15 protein-coding genes are annotated in these 22,018 nt (G+C 48.9%); 14 read left to right on the plus strand and 1 reads right to left on the minus strand.

Going from position 1 to position 22,018, the window contains the following annotated elements; translation table 11 throughout:
* Positions 1-276: 276 nt before the first annotated feature.
* From DW657_RS03590 to pdxT, 13 genes are all read left to right on the plus strand, one after another.
* Positions 277-1,353, plus strand: a complete 1,077-nt coding sequence (locus tag DW657_RS03590) for a transposase (protein ID WP_220429029.1) — start codon at positions 277-279, stop codon at positions 1,351-1,353.
* 42 nt (positions 1,354-1,395) lie between these two features.
* Positions 1,396-4,332 carry a TonB-dependent receptor gene (locus DW657_RS03595; protein WP_118311436.1) on the plus strand — a complete coding sequence of 979 codons (2,937 nt, stop codon included), beginning with the start codon at positions 1,396-1,398 and terminating at the stop codon, positions 4,330-4,332.
* A 20-nt stretch (positions 4,333-4,352) separates the two neighbouring features.
* On the plus strand, positions 4,353-5,879 hold the full coding sequence (locus DW657_RS03600) for a RagB/SusD family nutrient uptake outer membrane protein (RefSeq protein WP_118311437.1): 1,527 nt from the start codon (positions 4,353-4,355) through the stop codon (positions 5,877-5,879).
* Positions 5,880-5,894: 15 nt separating this feature from the next.
* Positions 5,895-6,797: a DUF4984 domain-containing protein gene (locus tag DW657_RS03605; protein WP_118311438.1), complete on the plus strand. Its 903-nt coding sequence runs from the start codon at positions 5,895-5,897 to the stop codon at positions 6,795-6,797.
* 17 nt (positions 6,798-6,814) lie between these two features.
* Positions 6,815-8,380: a DUF5003 domain-containing protein gene (locus tag DW657_RS03610; RefSeq protein WP_118311439.1), complete on the plus strand. Its 1,566-nt coding sequence runs from the start codon at positions 6,815-6,817 to the stop codon at positions 8,378-8,380.
* Complete coding sequence (locus DW657_RS03615; protein ID WP_118311440.1) at positions 8,380-11,055, plus strand: DUF4458 domain-containing protein; 2,676 nt, start codon at positions 8,380-8,382, stop codon at positions 11,053-11,055. The genes DW657_RS03610 and DW657_RS03615 overlap by 1 nt, the downstream gene beginning before the upstream one ends.
* Before the next feature lie 21 nt (positions 11,056-11,076).
* Positions 11,077-13,131: a BACON domain-containing protein gene (locus DW657_RS03620; RefSeq protein ID WP_118311441.1), complete on the plus strand. Its 2,055-nt coding sequence runs from the start codon at positions 11,077-11,079 to the stop codon at positions 13,129-13,131.
* An 18-nt stretch (positions 13,132-13,149) separates the two neighbouring features.
* Complete coding sequence (locus DW657_RS18300; protein WP_118311442.1) at positions 13,150-15,237, plus strand: subtilase family N-terminal domain-containing protein; 2,088 nt, start codon at positions 13,150-13,152, stop codon at positions 15,235-15,237.
* Between the two features lie 52 nt (positions 15,238-15,289).
* Positions 15,290-16,063, plus strand: a complete 774-nt coding sequence (locus DW657_RS03630; RefSeq protein ID WP_233546600.1) for a DUF1573 domain-containing protein — start codon at positions 15,290-15,292, stop codon at positions 16,061-16,063.
* 34 nt (positions 16,064-16,097) lie between these two features.
* Positions 16,098-16,589, plus strand: coding sequence for a lipocalin family protein (locus DW657_RS03635; protein WP_118311443.1), 492 nt, complete (start codon positions 16,098-16,100; stop codon positions 16,587-16,589).
* Positions 16,590-16,861: 272 nt separating this feature from the next.
* Entirely contained in the window at positions 16,862-17,821 is a 960-nt protein-coding gene (locus tag DW657_RS03640; protein WP_118311444.1) for a hydroxymethylpyrimidine/phosphomethylpyrimidine kinase, read from the plus strand.
* A 633-nt stretch (positions 17,822-18,454) separates the two neighbouring features.
* The gene (gene pdxS, locus DW657_RS03645) at positions 18,455-19,330 is read left to right on the plus strand and encodes a pyridoxal 5'-phosphate synthase lyase subunit PdxS (RefSeq protein ID WP_117587530.1); all 876 of its coding nucleotides are present in this window, start codon (positions 18,455-18,457) and stop codon (positions 19,328-19,330) included.
* 69 nt (positions 19,331-19,399) lie between these two features.
* Positions 19,400-19,969: a pyridoxal 5'-phosphate synthase glutaminase subunit PdxT gene (gene pdxT / locus DW657_RS03650; protein WP_118311445.1), complete on the plus strand. Its 570-nt coding sequence runs from the start codon at positions 19,400-19,402 to the stop codon at positions 19,967-19,969.
* Between the two features lie 209 nt (positions 19,970-20,178).
* Here pdxT and murF read toward each other — a convergent pair whose 3' ends face one another.
* Positions 20,179-21,480, minus strand: a complete 1,302-nt coding sequence (murF, locus tag DW657_RS03655) for a UDP-N-acetylmuramoyl-tripeptide--D-alanyl-D-alanine ligase (RefSeq protein WP_118311446.1) — start codon at positions 21,478-21,480, stop codon at positions 20,179-20,181.
* A gap of 72 nt (positions 21,481-21,552) precedes the next feature.
* On the opposite strand from murF, the gene DW657_RS03660 reads away from it, so the two are divergent.
* On the plus strand, positions 21,553-21,843 hold the full coding sequence (locus tag DW657_RS03660; RefSeq protein WP_147381875.1) for a hypothetical protein: 291 nt from the start codon (positions 21,553-21,555) through the stop codon (positions 21,841-21,843).
* Positions 21,844-22,018 lie beyond the last annotated feature (175 nt).

Genomic DNA, 22,018 nt, shown 5'->3' on the forward strand with positions numbered 1-22,018 from the left:
CAATACTCTGTTAATTCTTATGTAATCGATTGAAAATGAGAGAGTTAATTAACGTAATATAACTAATAAAATTTGGTTAAGTGGCTGATTATCAGTAACTTTATAGTTCTCTAAGCTCAAAGTTATATGACATCAGAACCACTCAACCAATATACGGAAATATGCAGAGATGCTATCAAAAGTTCATCTGCAAAGTTAAGCAAAACTTTCGAGAGTCTACTCTTGGAAATACTTTTATTGTACATGACGATACAAAGAAAGATAAATTTCACTCAAATGGAGCGTTACGGCACCCATTGTGAGCAGACCTACAGAACGAACTTCAACCGTGGTCGTGCTAAATGCATAGACTGGGTGAAGTTCAACCTTGCCCTATGCCGACGTTACTTGAATATGGATGGTCTATTGGCTATAGCCATCGATCCGAGCTACATCAGCAAGTCGGGTAAGAAGACTCCGCATATCGGTACTTTCTGGTCCGGTTGTGCAAGTTCCATGAAGCATGGGCTTGAAATCATGGGGCTTGCACTTGTCGATGTCCATGCCAACAGTTGCATGATGCTGCGCGCCCATCAGACTCCATCTACTGGAGAATTGAAAATGCGTAACATGACTCTCGTGCAACATTACATAGCGGTCATCAAGCGTTATAAGAAGGATTTGTTGAAGGTCACCGATATTGTTGTCGCTGACGCTTTCTTCTCTATCCGTCCGTTTGTGGACGGAATCAAAGAGTGCGGTTTCCATCTTGTCAGCCGCTTCAGGGATACTGCGAGCCTATATTATGTGTATACGGGACCTCGTTCCAATAAGCCTGGACGTCCCAAGACACTTGACGGAAAAATCAACTACAAGAAACTTGACCTCACACGTATGGCAGAGTTGCATATTGAAGGACTTGAAGGCACAGCCTACACACTCATAGCCTATTCAAAGGCATTGAAGCAGAAAGTGCGCCTTGTCATTTGGGTTATGCCGAACGGAAAACACAAGCTTTTCTTCTCAACAAAGACATCCATGTCGGGTGAGGAAGTGTTGCGCACATACCGCTCAAGATTCCAAATAGAGTTTTGTTTTCGCGATGCAAAGCAATATACTGGTCTTACGCATTGCCAAGCAAGACACAAGAACCAGTTGGACTTTTCCTATAATGCATCATTCGCATCACAGAATGTTGCGAAAGTGATGATGAAGGAAAATGAATTGCCGTATTCCATGGCTTCTTTCAAGGAGATTATGGCAAGCACATACATCGCTAAATTAATTTTCAACAAGTGTCGGAGAATACCGAACCGAAAGTTAATTAGTCATACTATCAAAGAACTCTTTGGCTGGCAACGTAAAGCTGCTTAGCCATTATCTCAAATTTTAACGAACTATTGTTAAGAAACAAGGATGAGAAGATTAACTCTTTTACTTGTCTCTCTTGTATTGTTGTCTATCCAATCCGTATTGGCGCAGAGTTTCCGCGTCAAAGGTACCGTTGTGTCTGCTGAGGACAACGAACCGATGATTGGTGTGACGATTAAGCAAGAGGGTACATCAAATGGTGTGGTCACCGATATTGACGGTAACTATACCATCGAAATTAAAGGGGCTTCGAAAGCTACACTGGCATATTCGTATGTCGGATGTCTGACCCAGAAGCATGTAGTCAAAGAGCAGACAAACACGCTCAACATCACCCTTGCTCCTGATTCAAAGATGATGGACGAGGTTGTCGTTGTGGCGTATGGTGTGCGAAAGAAGGGAACCATTGCGGGTTCCGTGTCTGCTGTGAAGGCAGAAAAGATTGAGAATGTTCCAGCTGCCAGCTTCGATCAGGCTTTGCAGGGACAGAGTACAGGTTTGCAGGTCATCGCCTCTTCGGGTGAGCCAAGCAAGGCTGCCACTTTCCAGATCCGTGGTACCAACTCCATCAACTCTGGTAAGGCTCCGCTCTTTATTCTGGACGGTGTGCCTATCTCCAGCTCCGATTTCAATACCTTGAGTCCTAACGACATCGAGAGTATCTCGGTATTGAAAGACGCCTCTTCTACCTCTATCTATGGTGCCCGTGCGGCAAATGGTGTGGTGGTGATTACATCTAAGAGAGGTTTGGCGATGGATAAGGCGAAGATCACGCTCCGCGCACAGTATGGTTTTTCTGAATTGGCTCAGAACAACTGGAAGATGATGAACACCGACGAGCGTATCCAGTTTGAAAAGGAAGTTGGCTTGGATGCCGGTAAGGATTACAACCTCCTTTCAAAGGTGAATGTCAACTGGCTGGATGAGGTGTTCAACGACCGCGCTCCTCTGCAGAGCTACGAACTCTCTATCAACCGTGCTACCGACCGTTTGAATTATTATGTTTCGGGTGGTTTCTACGACCAGGATGGTATTGCGCAGAATTCAACCTTCCGCCGTTACAACATCCGCACCAATGCTGATGTCAAGGCTAGCAAGTGGTTGAAGGTAGGTACCAACACCATGGCTGCTTACGAGGAAGCTCAGCAGGCTGATGATGGTAGCTATACCACCGTGACTCCTATTTCTGCATGCCGCTTCATGTTGCCTTACTGGAATCCGTATGCCAAGGATGGCAGTCTGGCTTCGCTTGCAGCAGGCAACTGGGCTGGAACCAGTGAGAACCCTATCGTCTATATGGGCAAGAATCCTATCAGAAACAAGAAGTACAAGGTGCTCTCTACCATGTATGCCGAGGTTTATCCGATAGAGAATCTGACTATCCGTACTCAGTTTGGTGCCGATTTCACCCATTCTACAGCGTTCCTCCAGTCATTCCCTAGTCTCTCTTCCAACAATGGTCAGGGTACTGCGGCACGACAGAGCAGCGATGCCATCAACCTGACAGAGACTACCACCGCCAACTATCGCTTCAGTCTGAACGATATCCATGCGTTCAACGTGATGTTGGGTCAGGAGGCAGTAAGCTATCATTCAGAGGGATTCCAGGTATATTCCAAGGGTCAGACCAGTGATCTCCTGACCAACGTATCTTCTGGTACACGTGCCAGCCGTTGGGCAGATTCATCTTCTGATTACTCTTACCTATCGTTCTTCATGCGTGGCGAGTACAACTACAAGGAGCTTTACTACGCCGACTTCTCTCTGCGTAGCGATGCTTCTTCACGTTTCGGTAAGGATCATCGCTGGGGTACCTTCTGGTCACTCGGTTTCATGTACAATGTGAAATCTACCGATTGGCTGAAGGATGTAAAGTGGCTCAGCTCTGCTCAGCTTGCCGTAAGTACAGGTACATCGGGTAACTCTGAGATTCCAAACTATTATCACCTGGCTTTGGTTTCTGGTGGTGCCAACTACGATGATACTGCCGGCTTCTATCCATCACAGAGTGGTAACGAGGAATTGGGTTGGGAGTCAACATGGGCAAACAACTTCGCCCTCCGCTTGGGCTTCCTCGATAGAATCAACTTCAGCTTCGAGGCTTACTACAAGCGTACTTCCAATATGCTGATGCGCGTTCCTGAGTCTTATACCGTTACCGGCGAGGGCTATCGCTGGAAGAACGTAGGTGTGATGGCTAACAAGGGTATCGAGTTGAGTGCTGACGGTGATGTAATCCGTACCCGCGACTTCACCTGGAATGTAAGCGCTAACGTATCTTACAATCAGAACCGATTGAAGGAACTTTATAATGGTGTAACCGAGTATGTAAACTCAACCACCGGTTTGAAGTATGTGGTAGGTCACTCAGTAAGCGAGTTCTTCCTGAACCGTTATGCCGGTGTGAACCCTGCGAATGGTGAGCAGCTCTGGTATGATAAGGACGGCAACGTAACCAACGAGTTCCGTGAGAGCGACAAGGTGATGACAGGCAAGACATACGATGCACCTTGGATGGGTGGTTTCGGTACAAGCTTCCGTTGGAAAGGCTTGCAGCTTTCTGCCCAGTTCAGTTGGATTGGTACACGCTACGTCATCAACAACGACCGCTTCTTCGAGGAGAGTGGTGTAACCTTCGGAACAGCTTACAACCAGTCAAACCGTCTGTTGTACGACCGTTGGAAGCAGCCGGGCGATATTACCGACATCCCACGTTGGGGTGAGGTAACCCAACTCGACGACCGCTTCCTGGAGAACGCATCGTTCCTCCGAATGAAGAATCTCAGTCTGTCGTATTCGTTGCCACAGAGCTTGTTGCGCAAGACTAACTTCTTCTCTATGGTTCGCATCTACGGACAGGCACAGAACCTCTTCACCATTACCGGTTTCAACGGCTTGGACCCAGAGGTTTCATCCAATATTTACCAGGCGCAGTATCCAGCTTCACGCCAGTTTACCCTGGGTGTGGAACTGCAATTCTAAGCTAGAAAGGAGAAAACAAAATGAATATCAGAAATATAAAGACATACATCCTGTCGGGTATCCTGACCCTCTCGCTGTCTTCCTGTCTTGATAAATATCCAGAGGATTCCATCCGCATGGATGAGGCTATCAACAAGGTGGAAGATGTGGATAAGCTGGTGATCGGTATCTACGACAGTTTCAAGAGCAGCGCCTTGTATTCGGGCAATCTGACAATCCTGCCAGATTTGCAGGCAGACTTCGTGTTCTGTGTAAAGGGCTACTCTAATGCCTATGGCGATATCTATCGCTGGAAAGACATCAAGGCAACCAATACCGACATCGAATCGGTTTATGCCGACCTTTATGATGTAATCAACCGATGCAATTTCCTGCTCGACAATATTGAAAAGGTTAAGGCAGCAACCAATGATGACAAGCAGCTTGACAAGCTGGAGCAGTATGAGGGTGAAGCTTACTTTGCTCGTGCCCTGGCTTACTCAGAACTGATCAAGTGCTTCTGCAAGGCTTACGATAGCGATGAGCAGGCAGAGAAGGAACTCGGCGTAGTACTTACAGAGCACTACAAGGGTAATGAGGTTCAGAAGCGAGCTACCCTGAAGGAATCATACGAATTCGTATTGAGTGACCTCGATAAGGCTACTGAATATCTGAAGGTAGGTGATGACTTCACCGGAAGTCTCTACAACGAGATTTACTTCAATGAATATACCTGCCATGCCTTGCGTGCGCGCGTATCCTTATATATGCACAAGTACGACGATGCTATCAAGTATGCATCCAAGGTAATCGGCAGCAAGTTCTATACCCTGGAGAAGGCTTCTTCCAACACCTATTCCAGCCAGGTGAAGGATTACAAGTACATCTGGGCCTACGGTGATTCACGCGAGGCTATCTGGAAGGTTGGTTTCACGGTGAACAGTTATGGTGGTGCCCTGGGTACCATCTTCGATAACTACAACTACGTAACTTATCGTCCAGACTATGTGCCTGAAACTTGGGTTATCAATTCATTCGACAGCAACGACCTTCGTGCCGCAGCCATCTTCACTACTCGTGTAACAGGTTATGAGCACGGCTTGCAGTGGCCTCTGTTGAGCAAGTATTTCGGTGATGCCACTTTCTTGAGCAACAACATCCTTCACGTTCACCAGCCAATGGTATTCCGCCTTGCCGAGCAGTATCTGATCCGTGCCGAGGCTTATGCGATGAAGAAGGACTACACCAAGGCAGGTAAGGATATCTCAACCCTGCGCACCGCCCGCTACTCTTCTTATGGTGGTAACACCTCTTTGAGCGAGAGCAATGCCTTGACCGTTATCGAGTCGGAGCGAGTAAAGGAACTCTATATGGAAGGCTTCCGCCTGAACGACCTCAAGCGCTGGCACAAGGGGTTCGCCCGCAAGGTGAGCGACCAGCCTGCAGCCAACTTCGTACAGAGCAGCCTGAAGGTAGAAAAGGACGACCCACTCTTCGTATGGCCTATCCCACAGCATGAGCTGGAGGCACCGGGTTCGGAGATTGAGCCTAATGAAAGTAACAAATAAAATAAGGAGACGATCATGAAGAAAATAATGATGGGATGTTTGGCAGCCGTGGCTGTACTCATCGCTCTTGCGAGCTGTTCGCAGGATTATACCACCTATTCGGGTCCAAGTCATATCATGTTCTCTGATACGCTCTATCAGTATGCCGTGCAGGAAACCAACGAGGTTTTCAATGTTCCTGTTTCGGCTACCGAGAAGGTTGATTACGACCGCACCTTCGGCGTGGAGGTTGTAGATAAGCAGAGCAATGCCATCGAGGGACAGCACTATCGCATCCTCAACAACACCGTTACGATCAAGGCGGGAGAGATGGTAGGAAACGTGCAGGTGCAGGGTATCTATGAGAATATCGGAAAGACCGACTCTCTGGGCTTCACCCTGAAGCTGGTGATTCCGGAGAAGTATAACTGGACAGAGCTTTACAAGGACTACACCCACGTGGTGATGCAGAAGTCTTGTCCTTTCGATATCCACAACTTCTCTGGCTGGTGCATGGTAACATCTACCTTCTACAACCAGTACTTGAACAACATAACCAACCGTCTGATCAAGACCGAGGTAGTGGAAGGCGAGGAGAATACCGTGCTGCTGAAGGATGTTTACTACAAGGGCTACAACCTGAAGTTGAAGTTCAATACCAATAACATCCTGGAGCCAAAGGTAGAGATGGACGACCAGATAGCTGGTGAGACCGGTGAGGCGTTCGGCACCATCTATGGAGATGGCAAGTTGCGCATCAGCCAGCCATCTTTCTACACCTCTTATTATAATACCTGCCAGAACTATGTATTGCAGTATGTCACCATGAGTGTTGACAACAAGGATGGTTCATCCTTCGGCACCGTGGGCACCTTCATCACCATGTATGAATGGATCAGCGATGCAGAGGCAGAGAAATTAAAAGAACAAGGATATTAAAAACAGAATAAAGTAAAATGAAAACATTGATTTCAAAATATTGGCTCGTACTCATGGCGCTGGTTTCAGTGACCCTGTTCACCGCTTGTTCCAGCGATGACGACGATGCCGTAAACCCTGTGTTCCCACAGGTACAGACTATCGCAGGTGCAGCTGGCGACGAGTTGGACTTCACCTTCGATGCCAACGAGAACTGGAGCCTCGCTTCTTCTGCCATCTGGTGTAAGCTGGCGCAGGGCGAGAATGCTGATGCCTTCGTGCTCAATGGTACAGCAGGCAAGCAGACCATTAAGGTAAAGATTACGGCAGATGATGCCAGCAAGGATATGAGCGTGGCTCAGCTCTTCCTGACCATGGGTGGTCAGAAGGTTGCCATTGCTGAGGTAAAGCGTTCGGCTGCCGGCTATGAGCTCAAGGTTTACGATGAGTTGGGCAACGATATCACCGAGACAGGTATTACCGTTGGTTACAAGGATATCGCAGGTCAGCCTATCTACAACAAGTTCTCTGTCAAGGCAAACTATCGTTTTGCTGTTACCAACACTCCTGCCTGGGTAGAGTTGGAGGGCGGCTTCCTGGTAGGTACACCTAACAAGCCAGCCGTAGGCGGTGCTGCCTTCAAGGAGAACCAGGGCGTGAGCGCCAAGTATGCCATTGCCAAGGATGCCAACTACACCGTTACCTTCTCTTCAGAGGATGGCAAGGCTGCCGTTACCGTACCGGTTATCTATAATGGTATGACCACCAATACTATGGATGTTACATATCCTACCGCTTCACAGTGGGCAGTATGGAATGTATCTCTGGATGGCAAGGTATTCACCCAGAACGGTTCAAGCCTGAATGGCGAGACCACCAATGCGTTTACTTTCCACAACTTCGTTCCTTTCACCCTCAAGACCTTTGGTGATGCTTATCAGCTGGTAGTCTTCGAGAACAAGGAGAATGGTTTGTTCGAGGATGCTTCCGGCGCTGTTAAGTTGCTGGGCGAGAAGGGTGATGTGAAGCTCACAGTCGCTCCATTGGGCAGCGGAAGCCGTGAGTTCCTGGTCTATGCATTGCCACAGAGCGTATTCGAGAGTCTGGAGAATGGACTCGACGGAATGCTGGAGGATGACTTCATGACCGTGAAGAGTGATTACGACCGTTACTTCCTGATGGACATCGTACAGAAGGAGGACAAGAAGGGTGAGTCTGCAGTTACTGCTCCTATCGTAACCAGCATGGGTATGGAGGCAGATTGCGCCTTGACAAGCAATGAAGACTATAAGATGTATGCCGAGGGCTTCTTCAACTATACTGGCAACGAGGTATTCGAGTCAACTGTTTATGGTGGCTATGTAGCCATCTATCCACAGATCGACGGATGGGATCCTACAGCTGGAGCAAAAGTAGTCATTTACGATGGTACAGGAAACTCTGTTGAAAACTATGAGCCAGGACAGGACGAGAAGGGCATCTATGTAGGAATGAACGTAGATGGACTCAAGTTCCCTATCTTCGCAGGATTCAACGATGCCCAGGGCGCTTGCAAGCGTGTAGTCTTTATCAATAATATGGGATTTAGAAGCAAGAGAAAGTAATGAAGAAATTCAAAAGATATAGCAAGGCATTCCTGTTGCTCCTGGTTACAATGATGACCCTGGTAGTGACAAGCTGCTCCGACGATAACACCGAGGGCTGGGACGGCACATACGGTTATGTGCAGTTCATGCTCTCCAAGAAGGTTTCGTCGAGAGCCACCCGTGCTGCTGCCATCGATAAGCTTGAGAAGCTCGGCGATGCCAAGAAGATCAAGGTGGTGATGGAGCATGACGGTACAACCGTATCGCAGACATTGTCGCTCAATGCCTACAATGCCGAGAATGCGGAGTATGGATTGAGAAGTGATAAGCTGCAGCTGGCATCAGGTTCTTACACCATCATCGGTTTCTATCTCTATGATGCCGTAGATGAGGAGCTGCTTGCCTCTTCTGCAGGCGAGACCTTCACCGTTGTGGGAGGCGGCTTGACCAAGCAGGACCTGATGGTGGAGACCGTAGAGCGTGGTAAGGTGCAGTTCGACCTCATCAAGCAGTGGGAGAAGACCCGTGCCGGAAAACAGGAGTATCTCTTCTCCAGCATCCGCATGATTGATGTGAGCGTAACCAACCTCTTCACCCGTGAAACCTTCACCTTCGCCAACCTGAAGGTGAAATACAAGGAGGGAAGCAAGGAGAATCAGAATCCGGACAACGAAGACGATAAGTATATGGATGTGGCTACTGCCCATTGCGATTCTACCGTATGGCTCCCGGCAGGTACCTATCAGGTTACCTCTTATACTACATACGGCAAGACCGGCGCGGTGAAGACTACCTACGAGACTCAGCCGGTAAAGGGCGAGGCTTTCGTGGTTACCGACAACAAGCTTACCGACAATGCACAGGTGCCTATCCTCCTCTCAGAGACCAAGGAATACATCAAGGACTACAAGGCATTGAAGGCTATCTGGGAATCTCTGCAGGGCAAGGACTGGAGTTTCTATGGTGATGCTACCTTCCACGGTGCTAACTGGAACTTCAACAAGGAACTCGATATGTGGGGTGAGCAGCCTGGCGTTACGCTTAACAGCAATGGCCGCATCATCGGTCTGGTCATCGCTGGCTTCGGTGCCAAGGGTATCGTGCCTGATGCCATCGGTCAGCTGACAGAACTCCAGGTGTTGAACTTCGGTTCGCACGACGAGAAGATTGGTGCCAACCTCTTCTCCGCCTACGATGCCAGCAAGTTGAGTGCCGCTCATAAGATGGCAATGCGTCATGATTATGAGAATAAGTTTCTGAAGTATGACCCACGTGCCCACATGTCGGAGATGATCGTGGAGAGTTTCAACTCTGATAGCAAGAATGCCAAGAACTTCATCAAGAAGGATTCCAGAATCCAGCTGAAGGATGCCCAGATTGGTTTGACCACCAATAAGATTACAGGTATTTCGAAGGCAATCTATCGTCTGACCAAGATGCAGCAGTTCTATATTGGTAACTCACCAATCACTGCGGATGAGGTTTGTACCAAGTTCTACGATGATGAGAATTCTGAGTACCATCGCTTTGCCGAGGAATATACCGAGGAGGCATGGGACAAGATGACCACTCTCACCGACCTGGAGCTTTACAACTGTCCTAAGCTGACCCGCCTGCCGGATGTGTACTACAATCTGCCGAATATCCAGGCGTTCAATCTGGCACGTAACAAGGGTATCAAGGCAGCTCAGCTGCGTGACGACTGGGAACAGATGGCAACCAGCAAGATAGGTAAGACCCTGCAGATTCTCTATCTGAGCTATAACAACCTGGAAGAGTTCCCTGCCACATGGGCACTCCGCAACATGGTGAAGCTGGGCTTGCTCGACCTTGCCAACAACAATATCAAGAAGGTACATCCATTCACCAGGGAGGTTATGCTTTCATCACTCTATCTCAACAATAACCAGATAGAGGAGATTCCTGCCAACCTGTGCGGTTTCTCAGAGAATACCGAGAGTCTGAACTTCTCTTATAACAAGTTGAAGAAGATCCCGAACATCTTTGATGCAAGCTCTGTACACGTGATGGGTTCTGTAGATTTCTCCAACAATGAGATTTCTGGTGTGGATGACGCAGGCGGTTACAAGGGTATCAATGCCTCAACCGTATCGCTTGCCAACAACAAGTTCAGCAAGTTCCCTTCAGAGCTGATTGCTGCCGGTTCGCCAATCATCACCCTCGATCTGAGCGGCAACCAGATGACCAGTATCCCTAAGGGTTCTATCAAGGGTAAGTATGCTTATCTCTTGCAGGTGATGGACTTCCGCTTCAACAAGTTGACAGCTCTCTCTAACGACTTCTTGAGCGATAACATGCCATATATCACCAACATCGACCTGAGCTACAACTGCTTCAGCGAGGTTCCTACCCAGCCATTGAACAGTGCCAACCTGCGTGCGTTCGGTATCAACCATCAGCGCGATGCCCAGGGCAACCGTCCTCTCCGCACATGGCCAACAGGTATCACCAAGTGCCCAAGCCTGATTCAGTTCCAGATTGGTTCCAACGATATCCGTAAGGTGGATGAGACATTGACCTCTCACATGTATATCCTGAACATCTCAGACAACCCTAACATCTCTATTGATGTAACCAGTGTCTGCGCATACATCAAGGCAGGTTTGTACAAGTTGTTCTATGACAAGACCCAGGACATTCGTGGCTGCGATGCATTGGATCTCGAAAATTAAACTATAAGGAAGTAAGATAATATGAAATATATTAAGAAACTTACATGGCTTCTCGTTCTCGGTGCCGGTCTGATGACCGCATCCTGCAGCGACAATGATGATGTGGAAATCCCTGGTGGACTCGCCATCGACAAGGAGCAGATAGAAATAGGAGCTGAGGGCGGAAGCGAACAGCTCGCCATTGCTGCCTCTCAGAACTGGGTGGGCAGCGTGGTTGAGCCTTGGCTGATGCTGACTCCTGCCAACGGTGTGGGTTCTACCACTGCTACGGTAATCGTAGATTCTACCTTGACCAATGGCCGCCGTACCACCGACATCGCCTTCATCGGCGATAACGGTCAGCGCCGTACCATCTCGGTCGTACAGTTTGGTTATGGCAAGCAGATAGACATCAAGGACCCTGTTGTGGAAATCGGTAACTCCGGCTCATACGATGAGCGTGCTTTCGAAAGTCTGATTTCTGCCAATGTGGAATGCAAGATCGGAAGCATCGAGTATTCCTTCGAGGGCGATATGACGGATGCCGAGAAGGCGGAGAACGAAAGTGAGCGTGAAGGATGGCTCCTGAACGCCAAGAACGAGGATAAGCTGACCGGTACCAACCTGGGTATCGTGCTCGACCGCAAGGCGCGTCCTCGCAGCGTGAAGTTCAAGTTCCGTTGGAATATGAACATCGTTCCTGCTGTGCGTGTGGCTAAGGTTCATCTCGTTCCTGTGAATGCAGATGATGAGCTGGTGGATGCTGACGGCAACAAGACGGATGATGTGATCCTTACCGTTCGCCAGGCTGCGGCTCCGAAGATAGAGGATACCCGTGCCGGTGACTCTCTCTCGGTCATCATGATCAACCAGAAGCTCAACAGTATGGCTACTTACGATACAAGCGACAACATGCGCAACTGGAGCAGCGTAACCCTCTGGGAGGCTACCGATGCCTTCGTGAAGCAGCACCCTGAGGCTGTGGGGCGTGTGCGCAGCGTGAAGTTCAGCATGCTGAATCTCAAGCCGGGCGAGACGCTTCCTAAGGAGGTGAAGAACCTGAAGTACCTGGAGAGCTTCTCTGTGGCAAGTAATGACAACAACCAGATTCGCGAGATGCAACTCGGCGAGGACATCTGCGAGCTGGCTTATCTCAAGCATCTTACCGTACAGGCGTTCGGACTGGTTAAGTTGCCTGCGGGCTTCAAGAAGTTGGGTAAGTCACTGGAGAGTCTCAATCTGGTAAGTAACAACTTCAACAGATTGTCGGATATCACCAAGGTGGTGAATGCCCAGAACTTCCCTCACCTCACAGAGCTGATTCTCTATGCCCAGCGCCGTTCCGATGTCTGCATCAATATGAGCGGCTTGAACAAGAATAGCGACGGCAACTATATCTACAATACTTATCCTATCGGTATGTATGGTAATATCAGCAGCGAATATTCTGAGCGCCAGGCATTCCTCTCGCTTCTTACCTGGGACAACCTGAGAGCCCTAGAGCTTTCTTACTGTTTCCTGGAGGGTGAACTTCCTACCGATGAGGAGATGGACGAGGCCTTGGAGGCTGCCGGAAAGCCTACACGCTATACGGCTGCCGACTTCTCTACCAACAAGGCAGAATGGCAGGATAAGCTGGTGGGTGATACCTGCAAGTGGTTGCTCTCTAAGTGGAACAACCCTGTAACCTGCAAGCAGAAGGATGGCACCATCGTTTACAAGGATGTCTATCCGATGTCTGTGCCACGCGTGTTGCCTAAGTGTCGCTCTTTGGCACTCAACCTCAACTTCTTCACGGGTGCGGTGCCTAAGTGGATTCTGTTCCACCCTCGCATGGTGCTGTGGAGCCCTGCCACCATGGTATTCAACCAGACGGAGCGTGGTTTCAACACAGAAGGTAAGGCTGCCGGATTCTCCAATATGGCAGAGGATACCTATAGCGCAGCGTACTACTATGGATCTAAGGATCCAGGTTCCAAGTGGGAAGTGAAAGGCGTAGCTTATCCATTGTACTACCGTGCCTACGTGGCTGCCGGAGATGAATCTGGCGAAGAGGCACTTGCCAAGTACAAGAGAAGTAGAAAAGTAAGTAGATAATTAATATAGAAGCAAACAATGAAGAAAAAGTTTTTCTATATAGCAATGGTCGCTTTGGCATTGACAGGCTGTTCTGACAGCCTGTCAACCATCGACTCTTCTGAGGGCAAGGCAGACATCACCATCCCTTCTGATGCAGAGGCTGGTGAGTTGCTCATCAAGTTTGCCCCAGAGATGAGCAGCATTCTCGACCAGGCGCAAATGAGCAAGACTCGTTCTGGCAAGGCTACCCGTTCGGGTATTCCTTCTACCGACGAGGTGCTCGACATCCTGGGAAGCTACAGCTTCGAGCGTGTCTTCCCTGTTGATGCAAACACCGAGGCTAGAACCCGTGAGGCGGGACTCCACCTCTGGTACACCGTGAAGTTTGACAAGAGCACCGACCTGAAGGCTGCCGCTGAGCGCCTGAAGCAGTTGGGCGAAGTTACCAAGGTGCAGACCAATGGTCGCATCAAGCGTGCCTACAATACCGATAGCAAGCGCATCTATCTCAGCGACAAGGCGCTTCAGCAGAAGGCAACCCGTGCGGCTGCATCTGGTGAGCCTAACGACCCAGGCTTCGCTTATCAGTGGCACTATCGCAATCTGGGCGCCGGCAACTATGGCTTCGAGAATCTCAACGATAATCAGGCTGGTGCTGAGGCTGGATGTGATGTGAATGCCGTTGAGGCTTGGAAAACCTGCGTAGGCGATCCTTCCATCATCGTGGCTGTGCTCGACGAGGGCGTGATGTACACTCACCCTGACTTGGCGCCTAACATGTGGTGCAACCCGGGAGAAACTTCCCAGGGTGCGAAGGCTGATGGCGACGGAAATGGTTATGAGGGCGACCTTCACGGATATAACTTCGTAGAGGAGAGCGGAAACATCACCTGGTCGGATGCCAATGATTCTGGTCATGGTACCCACGTAGCTGGAACCATCGCTGCTGCCAACAACAATGGTATCGGCGTGAGCGGTGTGGCTGGTGGTGACGGTACTCCAAACTCCGGTGTCAAGATTATGTCTTGCCAGATCTTCTCCGGTCAGAACAGTGTTACCTTGGCAGGCGAGGCGAGAGCCATCAAGTATGCTGCCGATAATGGTGCAGTCATCCTGCAGTGCAGCTGGGGTTACAACTCTTCTGAGAGTAGCGAGCTGAGTGGTTACACTCCTGGACCTGCTACCGAGAAGGAATGGGCTGAGACCTATCCGCTGGAGAAGGAAGCACTGGATTACTTCATCAACAATGCAGGTTCGCCAAATGGTGTAATCGATGGCGGTATTGCTGTCTTTGCTGCCGGTAACGAGTATGCGGGCAATCCTGCATTCCCTGGTGCTTACTCCAAGTGTGTGAGTGTAGCGTCGCTGGCTGCCGATTATACTCCTGCCTGCTATACCGACTTCGGTTCGCTCGTAACCTTGAGTGCTCCGGGCGGTGACCTGGAATACTATGGTAAGATTGGTGAGACTGAGGATGAATATTGGGCTGAGACTGGTGAACAGAAGGGTGCCGTGCTCTCTACTTTGGTAAAGAACGGTCAGCCTGCATACGGTTATATGGAGGGAACCTCTATGGCTTGTCCTCACGTATCGGGTGTGGCTGCCTTGGGTCTATCCTATGCTGTCAAGCAGAACCGACACTATCGTGCTGCCGACTTCATCTCCCTGATGAAGAAATCGGTGAAGGATCTGGATAGCCATTATCAGAATGGTGCTACCAAGACTTATTACATGAACCATACCACCGTGGGTGCTTCGCCTGAGACCATCGAGCTTTCCAAGTATATCGGCAAGATGGGTGCGGGTCTGATTGATGCGGCTCAGCTCTTGAACGGCATCCAGAACAAGGAACTCAGTTCGGAGATGAAGCTGCCTAATATGTATGTGGGTATCGAGAAGACTACTTCTCTCAACCTTGCTGCTTATTTCGCAGGTCAGACCGAGGGCTACTCCTGCTCGGTTGCCAATACCAGCGTGGCTTCTGCTACCGTAGATGGCAAGATGCTCACTGTGAAGGGTCTCGCTGCGGGTAGTACATCGCTCACCGTAACTGCTGCCGACGGTACCAGCCAGACTGTGACAGTAACTGTTCGTAAGAGCGCCGGTAACAACGGTTGGATGTAATCGGAGAGAGAGTTTGATAAAAAGGATTACTATATAATAAGGTATAAAGGATATGAAGAAATTTGCTTTCATGATGTCGCTGTTTCAGGCTTCGGTTCAGACTGTGCTGATGGCTTTTCTTTTGGCTTTGCCAACAGTGGCGAATGCCCAGAAGGAATTGCTGAAGTTTGAACATCCGCTTATCGATGCTGGTACGATGACCGAGGACGATGCACCTCGCACCTTTACCTTCGTGGGTAAGAATGTGAGCAAGAAGATACTGCACCTCACACAGGTGAGAACCACCTGTGGATGTACCAGTTCTTATGTGAAGGGCGATGTGATGAAGCCAGGTGATACCTGTCAGGTACAGATTACTTTCACCCCGAATCGCTATCCGGGCACTATCAATACGGGGGCTTTCCTCTATCTGAAAGAGGTGGAGGGCCAGCCTGTGGTGAAGCTTGCCTTGACGGGCAGGGTGCTGCCGGGAGCCGATATGTGGGCTCGCTATCCGCATAAGATGGGAACGCTGCGGCTGAAGCAGGCGAAGGCAAGTATCACGGAGGTGAAGCCAGGCACGCAGCCATCGGCTCGCATCCTCTGCGGCAACAGTGGCGAGAAGGCGCTTCGCATCTCCAGTTTGCTTCTTCCTCCATACGCCCGGCTAACTACCGAGCCGGAGGTGCTGGAGCCGGGTGATGAGGCAGACCTCGTTATCACCATCCTTGCGGATAAGATTCCTGCAACGATGCCTGAAACCTTCACCTTTCCTGTTATTCTGGAGGGGCTGGATGCCCGTCCGTCCGACAGGACCATACAGGTAAGTGTATCTCGTTTAAAGTAATCCATTCATTCATAAACAAGAAAAGATAAAGACAATGAAATATTTAAAGAAACTCTTCACCCTCTTGGTGATTGCCTTGTTTGCCTGCGGCTTTGCAGCCTGCAGCAGCGATGATGAGGAACCGGAGGAGCCTGCACTGGAGGTGACTCCTGCCAATCTTCATGGCACATGGAAGTTGGTGGAGTGGAACAATGGTGAGCAGGTGCCTGAGGGTACTTACTGCTACATCGTGTTCAACCGCAAGGAGCAGACTTTCGAGATGTATCAGAAGTTTGACAGTATGTATGGCCGCCACATTACGGGTTCGTTTGCCATCAAGAACGATCCTTACCAGGGCTACATCATCAGCGGAAGCTATGATTACGGCATGGGCGACTGGAACCAGAGCTATCTCGTAACCCGCCTTCTGGCTTCGGGTTCGATGATCTGGACCGGCAAGGATGATGCCACCGATGTCTGCCGTTACGAGCGTTGCAGCGAGGTGCCAGCCGAGGTTATCAAAGAATCGAAAGACCTTACAGAATAAAGCCTGTCTGGTGCTCCGGGGGAATCTATCATAAATTCTTCCCCAAGCGCCCTGAAAGGGCAGAAGCTCTTAGCCCAGGGCAGCGCCCTGGGGAACAAGCACTCGGCAAAGTCGCCCTGTAAGGGCAAAAGCATAATTCAAAGAGCGAATAATCAGCAAACCATGCTGATTATTCGCTCTTTTTTTGTATCTTTGCCCTCGAACTTTTCTTCACTCTCAAATGTAGAGGATAGGTTCGAGGAATAAAGTATAAGGATTAAAGTTCAAACGATATGTTGCCAATATTAACGATTACAGGTTCCGACAGCACCGGTGGCTCTGGTGTGCAGGCGGATATCAAGACGATATTCGAATTGGGAGGTTATGCCGTTTCGGCGATAACCAGCATCACCGTGCAGAATACCCTGGGTATCCAGGAGTTCTTCGATATTCCTGCCGAGATTGTTTCCGGACAGATAGAGGCAATCATGAACGATATGCAACCCAACATCGTGAAGGTGGGAATGATACGCAAGGTTGAGACGCTGAATGTGCTCATCGATGCCTTGACCAAGTATCGTCCCGAACACATCATCTATGCACCTTCCATCTGGTCGAGCCAGGGCGATGCGCTGATGACCGAGGATGTGGTGAGCCAGATCAAATACCGTCTGCTGCCGCTCTGCTCGGTAGTTGTGGCGAGAAAGAAGGAGAGCGATATCATTCTTCAGAACTCCCGACTTCTGGAGCTTGCCGAGAAGCAGGGGCTCAGGATTTACCGGCTCGATAATGCCAATTCGCATGGTCTCATCAACCGCTTCTCTTCTGCCCTTGCCATCTATCTGAATCAGGGCAAGAAGATGGAGGAAGCGTTGGCGATGGCGCAGGATTTCATCAATATAGAACTGGCTAGGGAGAGTAATCTGCAGGGTAGGAGTTCCGAACTTTACAATCAGTTTATCTCGCAGGTGAATAACTTCTGCCGCACCTATAGCGATGTGCATTTCTATGCCGACCAGCTGAATGTGAGTGGCCGCTATCTGGCGCAGGTTACCCGCCGCATCTCCGGCAAGACGCCGAAGGCAATCATCGATGAATACATCGTGAAGGAGATAGAGCGCGAGCTTTCTACCACCACGCATACGGTGCAGGAGATAGCCAATACCTTCGGCTTCTCATCGCAGGCTCATCTCACCAAGTTCTTCAAGAAGATGAAAGGGGTCACTCCTTCTGCTTTCAGGCAGAAAGGCTGAAAACAGGTGGCTTTTGACCAAAAAGTTAAAATAATTAAGTTAAATGAGGAATACGGACAAATTGAATTTGTCCGGCTCTTTTGTCCAGGTGCTTGTAAATGGTTAAATATTAGTAATTTATAAGCTACCGGACAATTTGCCCGGACAAATTCAATTTGTCCGTGTTATTTTTTCTTTGCTTTTTAACTCTATGTTTTTCTTCTCGGAACTCATAGACTTAGGAGCCATAAAACTATGAGTTGTTTTTGTTCAAAACTGCGAATGAAAGCTATTGAGCCAAGTTTAAGCGGATTTTCCATAATCGAATTTTTTCGTAACGAAACTTTTCGCAAAGATATGAAAAAATAAAGATGCTCAGATGATAAAACCCTTAAATTATTATTGTTTAATAGTTTTCGGATAGAAAGTCAAGGTTTTACCTATTTATATAAGTTTTAAAGGAAAGCTTCCTGTAGATTGCTCTTTGCCGCTCAATCTGTGTAGAGCTTTGCATATTTAGGAATATGGCTTATACTTTTGCGTATCTCTCTTTATACAAAATGACTCAATGTTTGTAGAAAATGGAACTTTTTTCTGCTGTTTCGACGAAAAGTGTTTCCTTTGCAGTCATAAATAGATAAAATTAAAAGAATTATGGCAGAAAATAGACAAGAATTGAACCGCAACTTGGCTCAGATGCTCAAGGGTGGTGTGATCATGGACGTAACAACTCCTGAACAGGCAAGAATCGCAGAGGCAGCAGGTGCATGCGCAGTAATGGCTTTGGAACGTATTCCAGCTGATATCCGTGCAGCAGGTGGTGTTTCACGTATGAGCGACCCTAAGATGATCAAGGGTATTCAGGAGGCTGTTTCTATCCCTGTAATGGCTAAGTGCCGCATCGGTCACTTCGCTGAGGCTCAGATTCTTCAGGCTATCGAAATCGACTATATCGACGAGAGCGAGGTGCTCTCTCCAGCAGATAACGTTTATCACATTGACAAGACTCAGTTTGACGTGCCATTCGTTTGTGGTGCCAAGAACCTGGGCGAGGCGCTCCGCCGTATCGCTGAGGGTGCTACCATGATCCGTACCAAGGGTGAGCCTGGAACAGGTGATGTGGTTCAGGCTGTTACCCACATGCGTATGATGCAGAGCGAAATCCGCCGCCTGGTTTCTATGAGCGAGGATGAACTTTATGAGGCTGCCAAGCAGTTGCAGGCTCCTTACGACCTGGTGAAGTATGTTCACGAGAACGGTAAGTTGCCAGTGGTTAACTTCGCTGCCGGTGGTGTGGCTACTCCAGCTGATGCTGCCCTGATGATGCAGCTCGGTGCCGAGGGTGTATTCGTAGGCTCTGGTATCTTCAAGAGCGGTAACCCTGCTAAGCGTGCACAGGCTATCGTGAAGGCTGTTACCAACTACAACGACCCTAAGATGCTGGCTGAGTTGAGCGAGGACCTCGGTGAGGCTATGGTTGGTATCAACGAGCAGGAGATTGCCTTGTTGATGGCAGAAAGAGGTAAGTAATAATAAATAAGATAACGGATAAAGGCCCCTCCTGAACAAGAAGGGGCTTTTATATTAGATAAGTATGTTATGAGAATAGCAGTTTTAGCTTTACAAGGCGCTTTTGCTGAGCACAGACAGAAGTTGGCTCAGCTGGGCGTGGATAGTTTCGAGGTTCGCCAATTGAAGGACTGGGACCAGCCGAAGGATGGCTTGATTATTCCGGGTGGTGAGAGTACCACCCAGGCGAAGCTCTTGAATGAACTGGGATTGATGGAGCCAGTGAAGGAGGCGATTGCTGCCGGTTTGCCAGTTTATGGTACTTGTGCCGGCTTGATTCTTCTTGCCAAGAAGATTGAGGGTGAGCCTAGTCAGCGCATTGCTTCGATGGACATCACGGCTTTGAGAAATGCCTACGGTCGCCAGTTGGGCAGTTTCTACATTGAGGCTCCGATGAAGGGCATCAAGGGCAACATCCCAATGACTTTCATTCGTGCCCCATATATTAAAGAGGTGTGGGGAGATGCCGAGGTCTTGGCGGAAGTAGATGGTAAGATTGTGGCTGCCCGCCAGGGTAACCAGCTGGTTACAGCCTTTCATCCGGAATTAAACGAAAGTCTGGAAATTCATAAGTATTTCCTGGAGATGTGCAGGAAATAAGAGTAGGGCATAGTTCAGTACCGACACGTCCTGAACAAAAACTTTTCCCAGCACACCCTGAAAGGGCAAAAGCTTCATATATACAAAGCTTTTGCCCTTTCAGGGCGACTTCTTGTATCTATCATATACCCAGGGCGTTGCCCTGGGCTAAGAGCTTTTGCCCTTTCAGGGCGTGCCGGGCAAGTTTTGCTTCAGGATATACCTAAAAACTATAACAACTCAGGGAGCTGGAAGAGCTTCACACTGTTGCTGCCCTTGATGAGGATGTAATGGTCGTGAGGCTGGTTCGCCTTGAGCGCTTCCTTCACTTCCTCTACATTCTGGAACTTGCGGTAGCTGCATGGAATATCCTTGAACTCATCGCCTACCAACCATACATTCTCCAGACCGGCTGCCTGCAACTGATCTACTACCTTCTGGTGCTCCTCGTGGCTCACTTCGCCGAGCTCGCCCATCTGTCCGAGAATCGCCATCTTGTGAGGCACATCCATCACGCGGAAGTTCTCGATGGCGGCTGCCATGCTCGATGGGTTGGCATTGTAGGCATCTACCACCAGCTTGTTGTGCGCCGTCTCTTCCAACTGTGAACGATTGTTGCTTGGGATGTAATTCTCCAGAGCGTGATCTATCTGCTGAGGCTTCACGTCGAAATGAAGACCGATGGTGATGGCGGCAAGCATATTGTCGATGTTGTAGGAGCCGATGAGATGAGTCTGAACCTCATGCCAGTCGAAACTTTCTGTGCGCCAGCGGAACTTCAGGAATGGAGCGCAGGAGATGACTTCTCCCCATACATCGCAGTTTTCGTCCTTGCCGTAGGTGATGAGGCGGTTGATGTTGCGCTGCTCTGCCATCTGCATCAGGTGCTCGTTATCTGCATTGATGAAGACGAGGGCATCGTTGGTAGCGAGGTAATCATAGAGTTCTCCCTTGGTCTTCTTCACGCCTTCGAAGCTTCCGAATCCCTGTAGGTGGGCACGGCCCACATTGGTAATCATACCGCAGGTTGGCTCCACGTATTCCACGAGTTTCCGGATGTCGCCTGGATGGGAAGCACCCATTTCTACAACGGCAATCTCATTCTCTGGTGCCAGACGGAAGAGCGTCTTTGGTACGCCTACATCATTATTGAAGTTACCCTGGGTGAACATCACGTTGAACTTCTCGCCGAGAACGGCAGAGACGAGTTCCTTGGTGGTGGTCTTGCCGTTGGTTCCGGTGATTCCCACTACGGGAATCTCGAAGTGCCGGCGATGCTCACGGGCGAGTTCCTTGAAGGTGGTGAGGCAGTCCTCTACGAGGATGTAGCGCTCGTCGCCCTCCTTGGCATACTCTTTTTCATCTACAATCACATAGGCACAGCCTTTCTCCAAAGCCATGTCGGCAAACTTGTTGCCATCAAACGATGCGCCCTTCAAAGCCAGGAAGATGCTGCCCTCTGGGCAGTCGCGGCTATCAGTGGTAATCACTGGGTGCGCTTGGTAAATCTGATAGAGTTCTGAAATATCCATAGTCTATAACTGTTGTTTTGAGTGCAAAAGTACATTAAATCGTGGACATGGCAAACATTTTTTCAAAAAAATGTGGTTTTCTCGATTATTCTTTCTATTTTTGCAGAAATATTCGATGAATCTTTAGAAAGTGAGGGCGGAATGGGCGCAAACATAGAAAGAGATAAATTAAAAACGAGGAAAGACAAGCTAGCTGGTTATTTCTTCGATATCTCCAAACTAAGTTTTGGAGCGATGGTTTTGGGTGGGCTTACGCCAATGATAACAGGAGAATTCGATTATATGAATCTTCTGTATGTTTTATTTGGTGTGTGCATGACAATTTTGTTTGCAATAGTAGGTAATCGAATTTTAAAATATTAAGAAAATGGAAACAATGATTTTGATATTTGGAATAGGCACTTTAATAGGTGGTGGTATTTTGCTTTGGACATATACTGAATCAGGGAAGAAATGGCTAAAAAGTTTATAGTATGAGTTATTTAGCATTATTTTTTCTGATTTGCTGTATTGTTGGTGGAAGTTTTTTAGCTTGGTT

The organism is Prevotella sp. AM23-5 (assembly GCF_003473645.1).
Classification (GTDB): domain Bacteria; phylum Bacteroidota; class Bacteroidia; order Bacteroidales; family Bacteroidaceae; genus Prevotella; species Prevotella copri_A.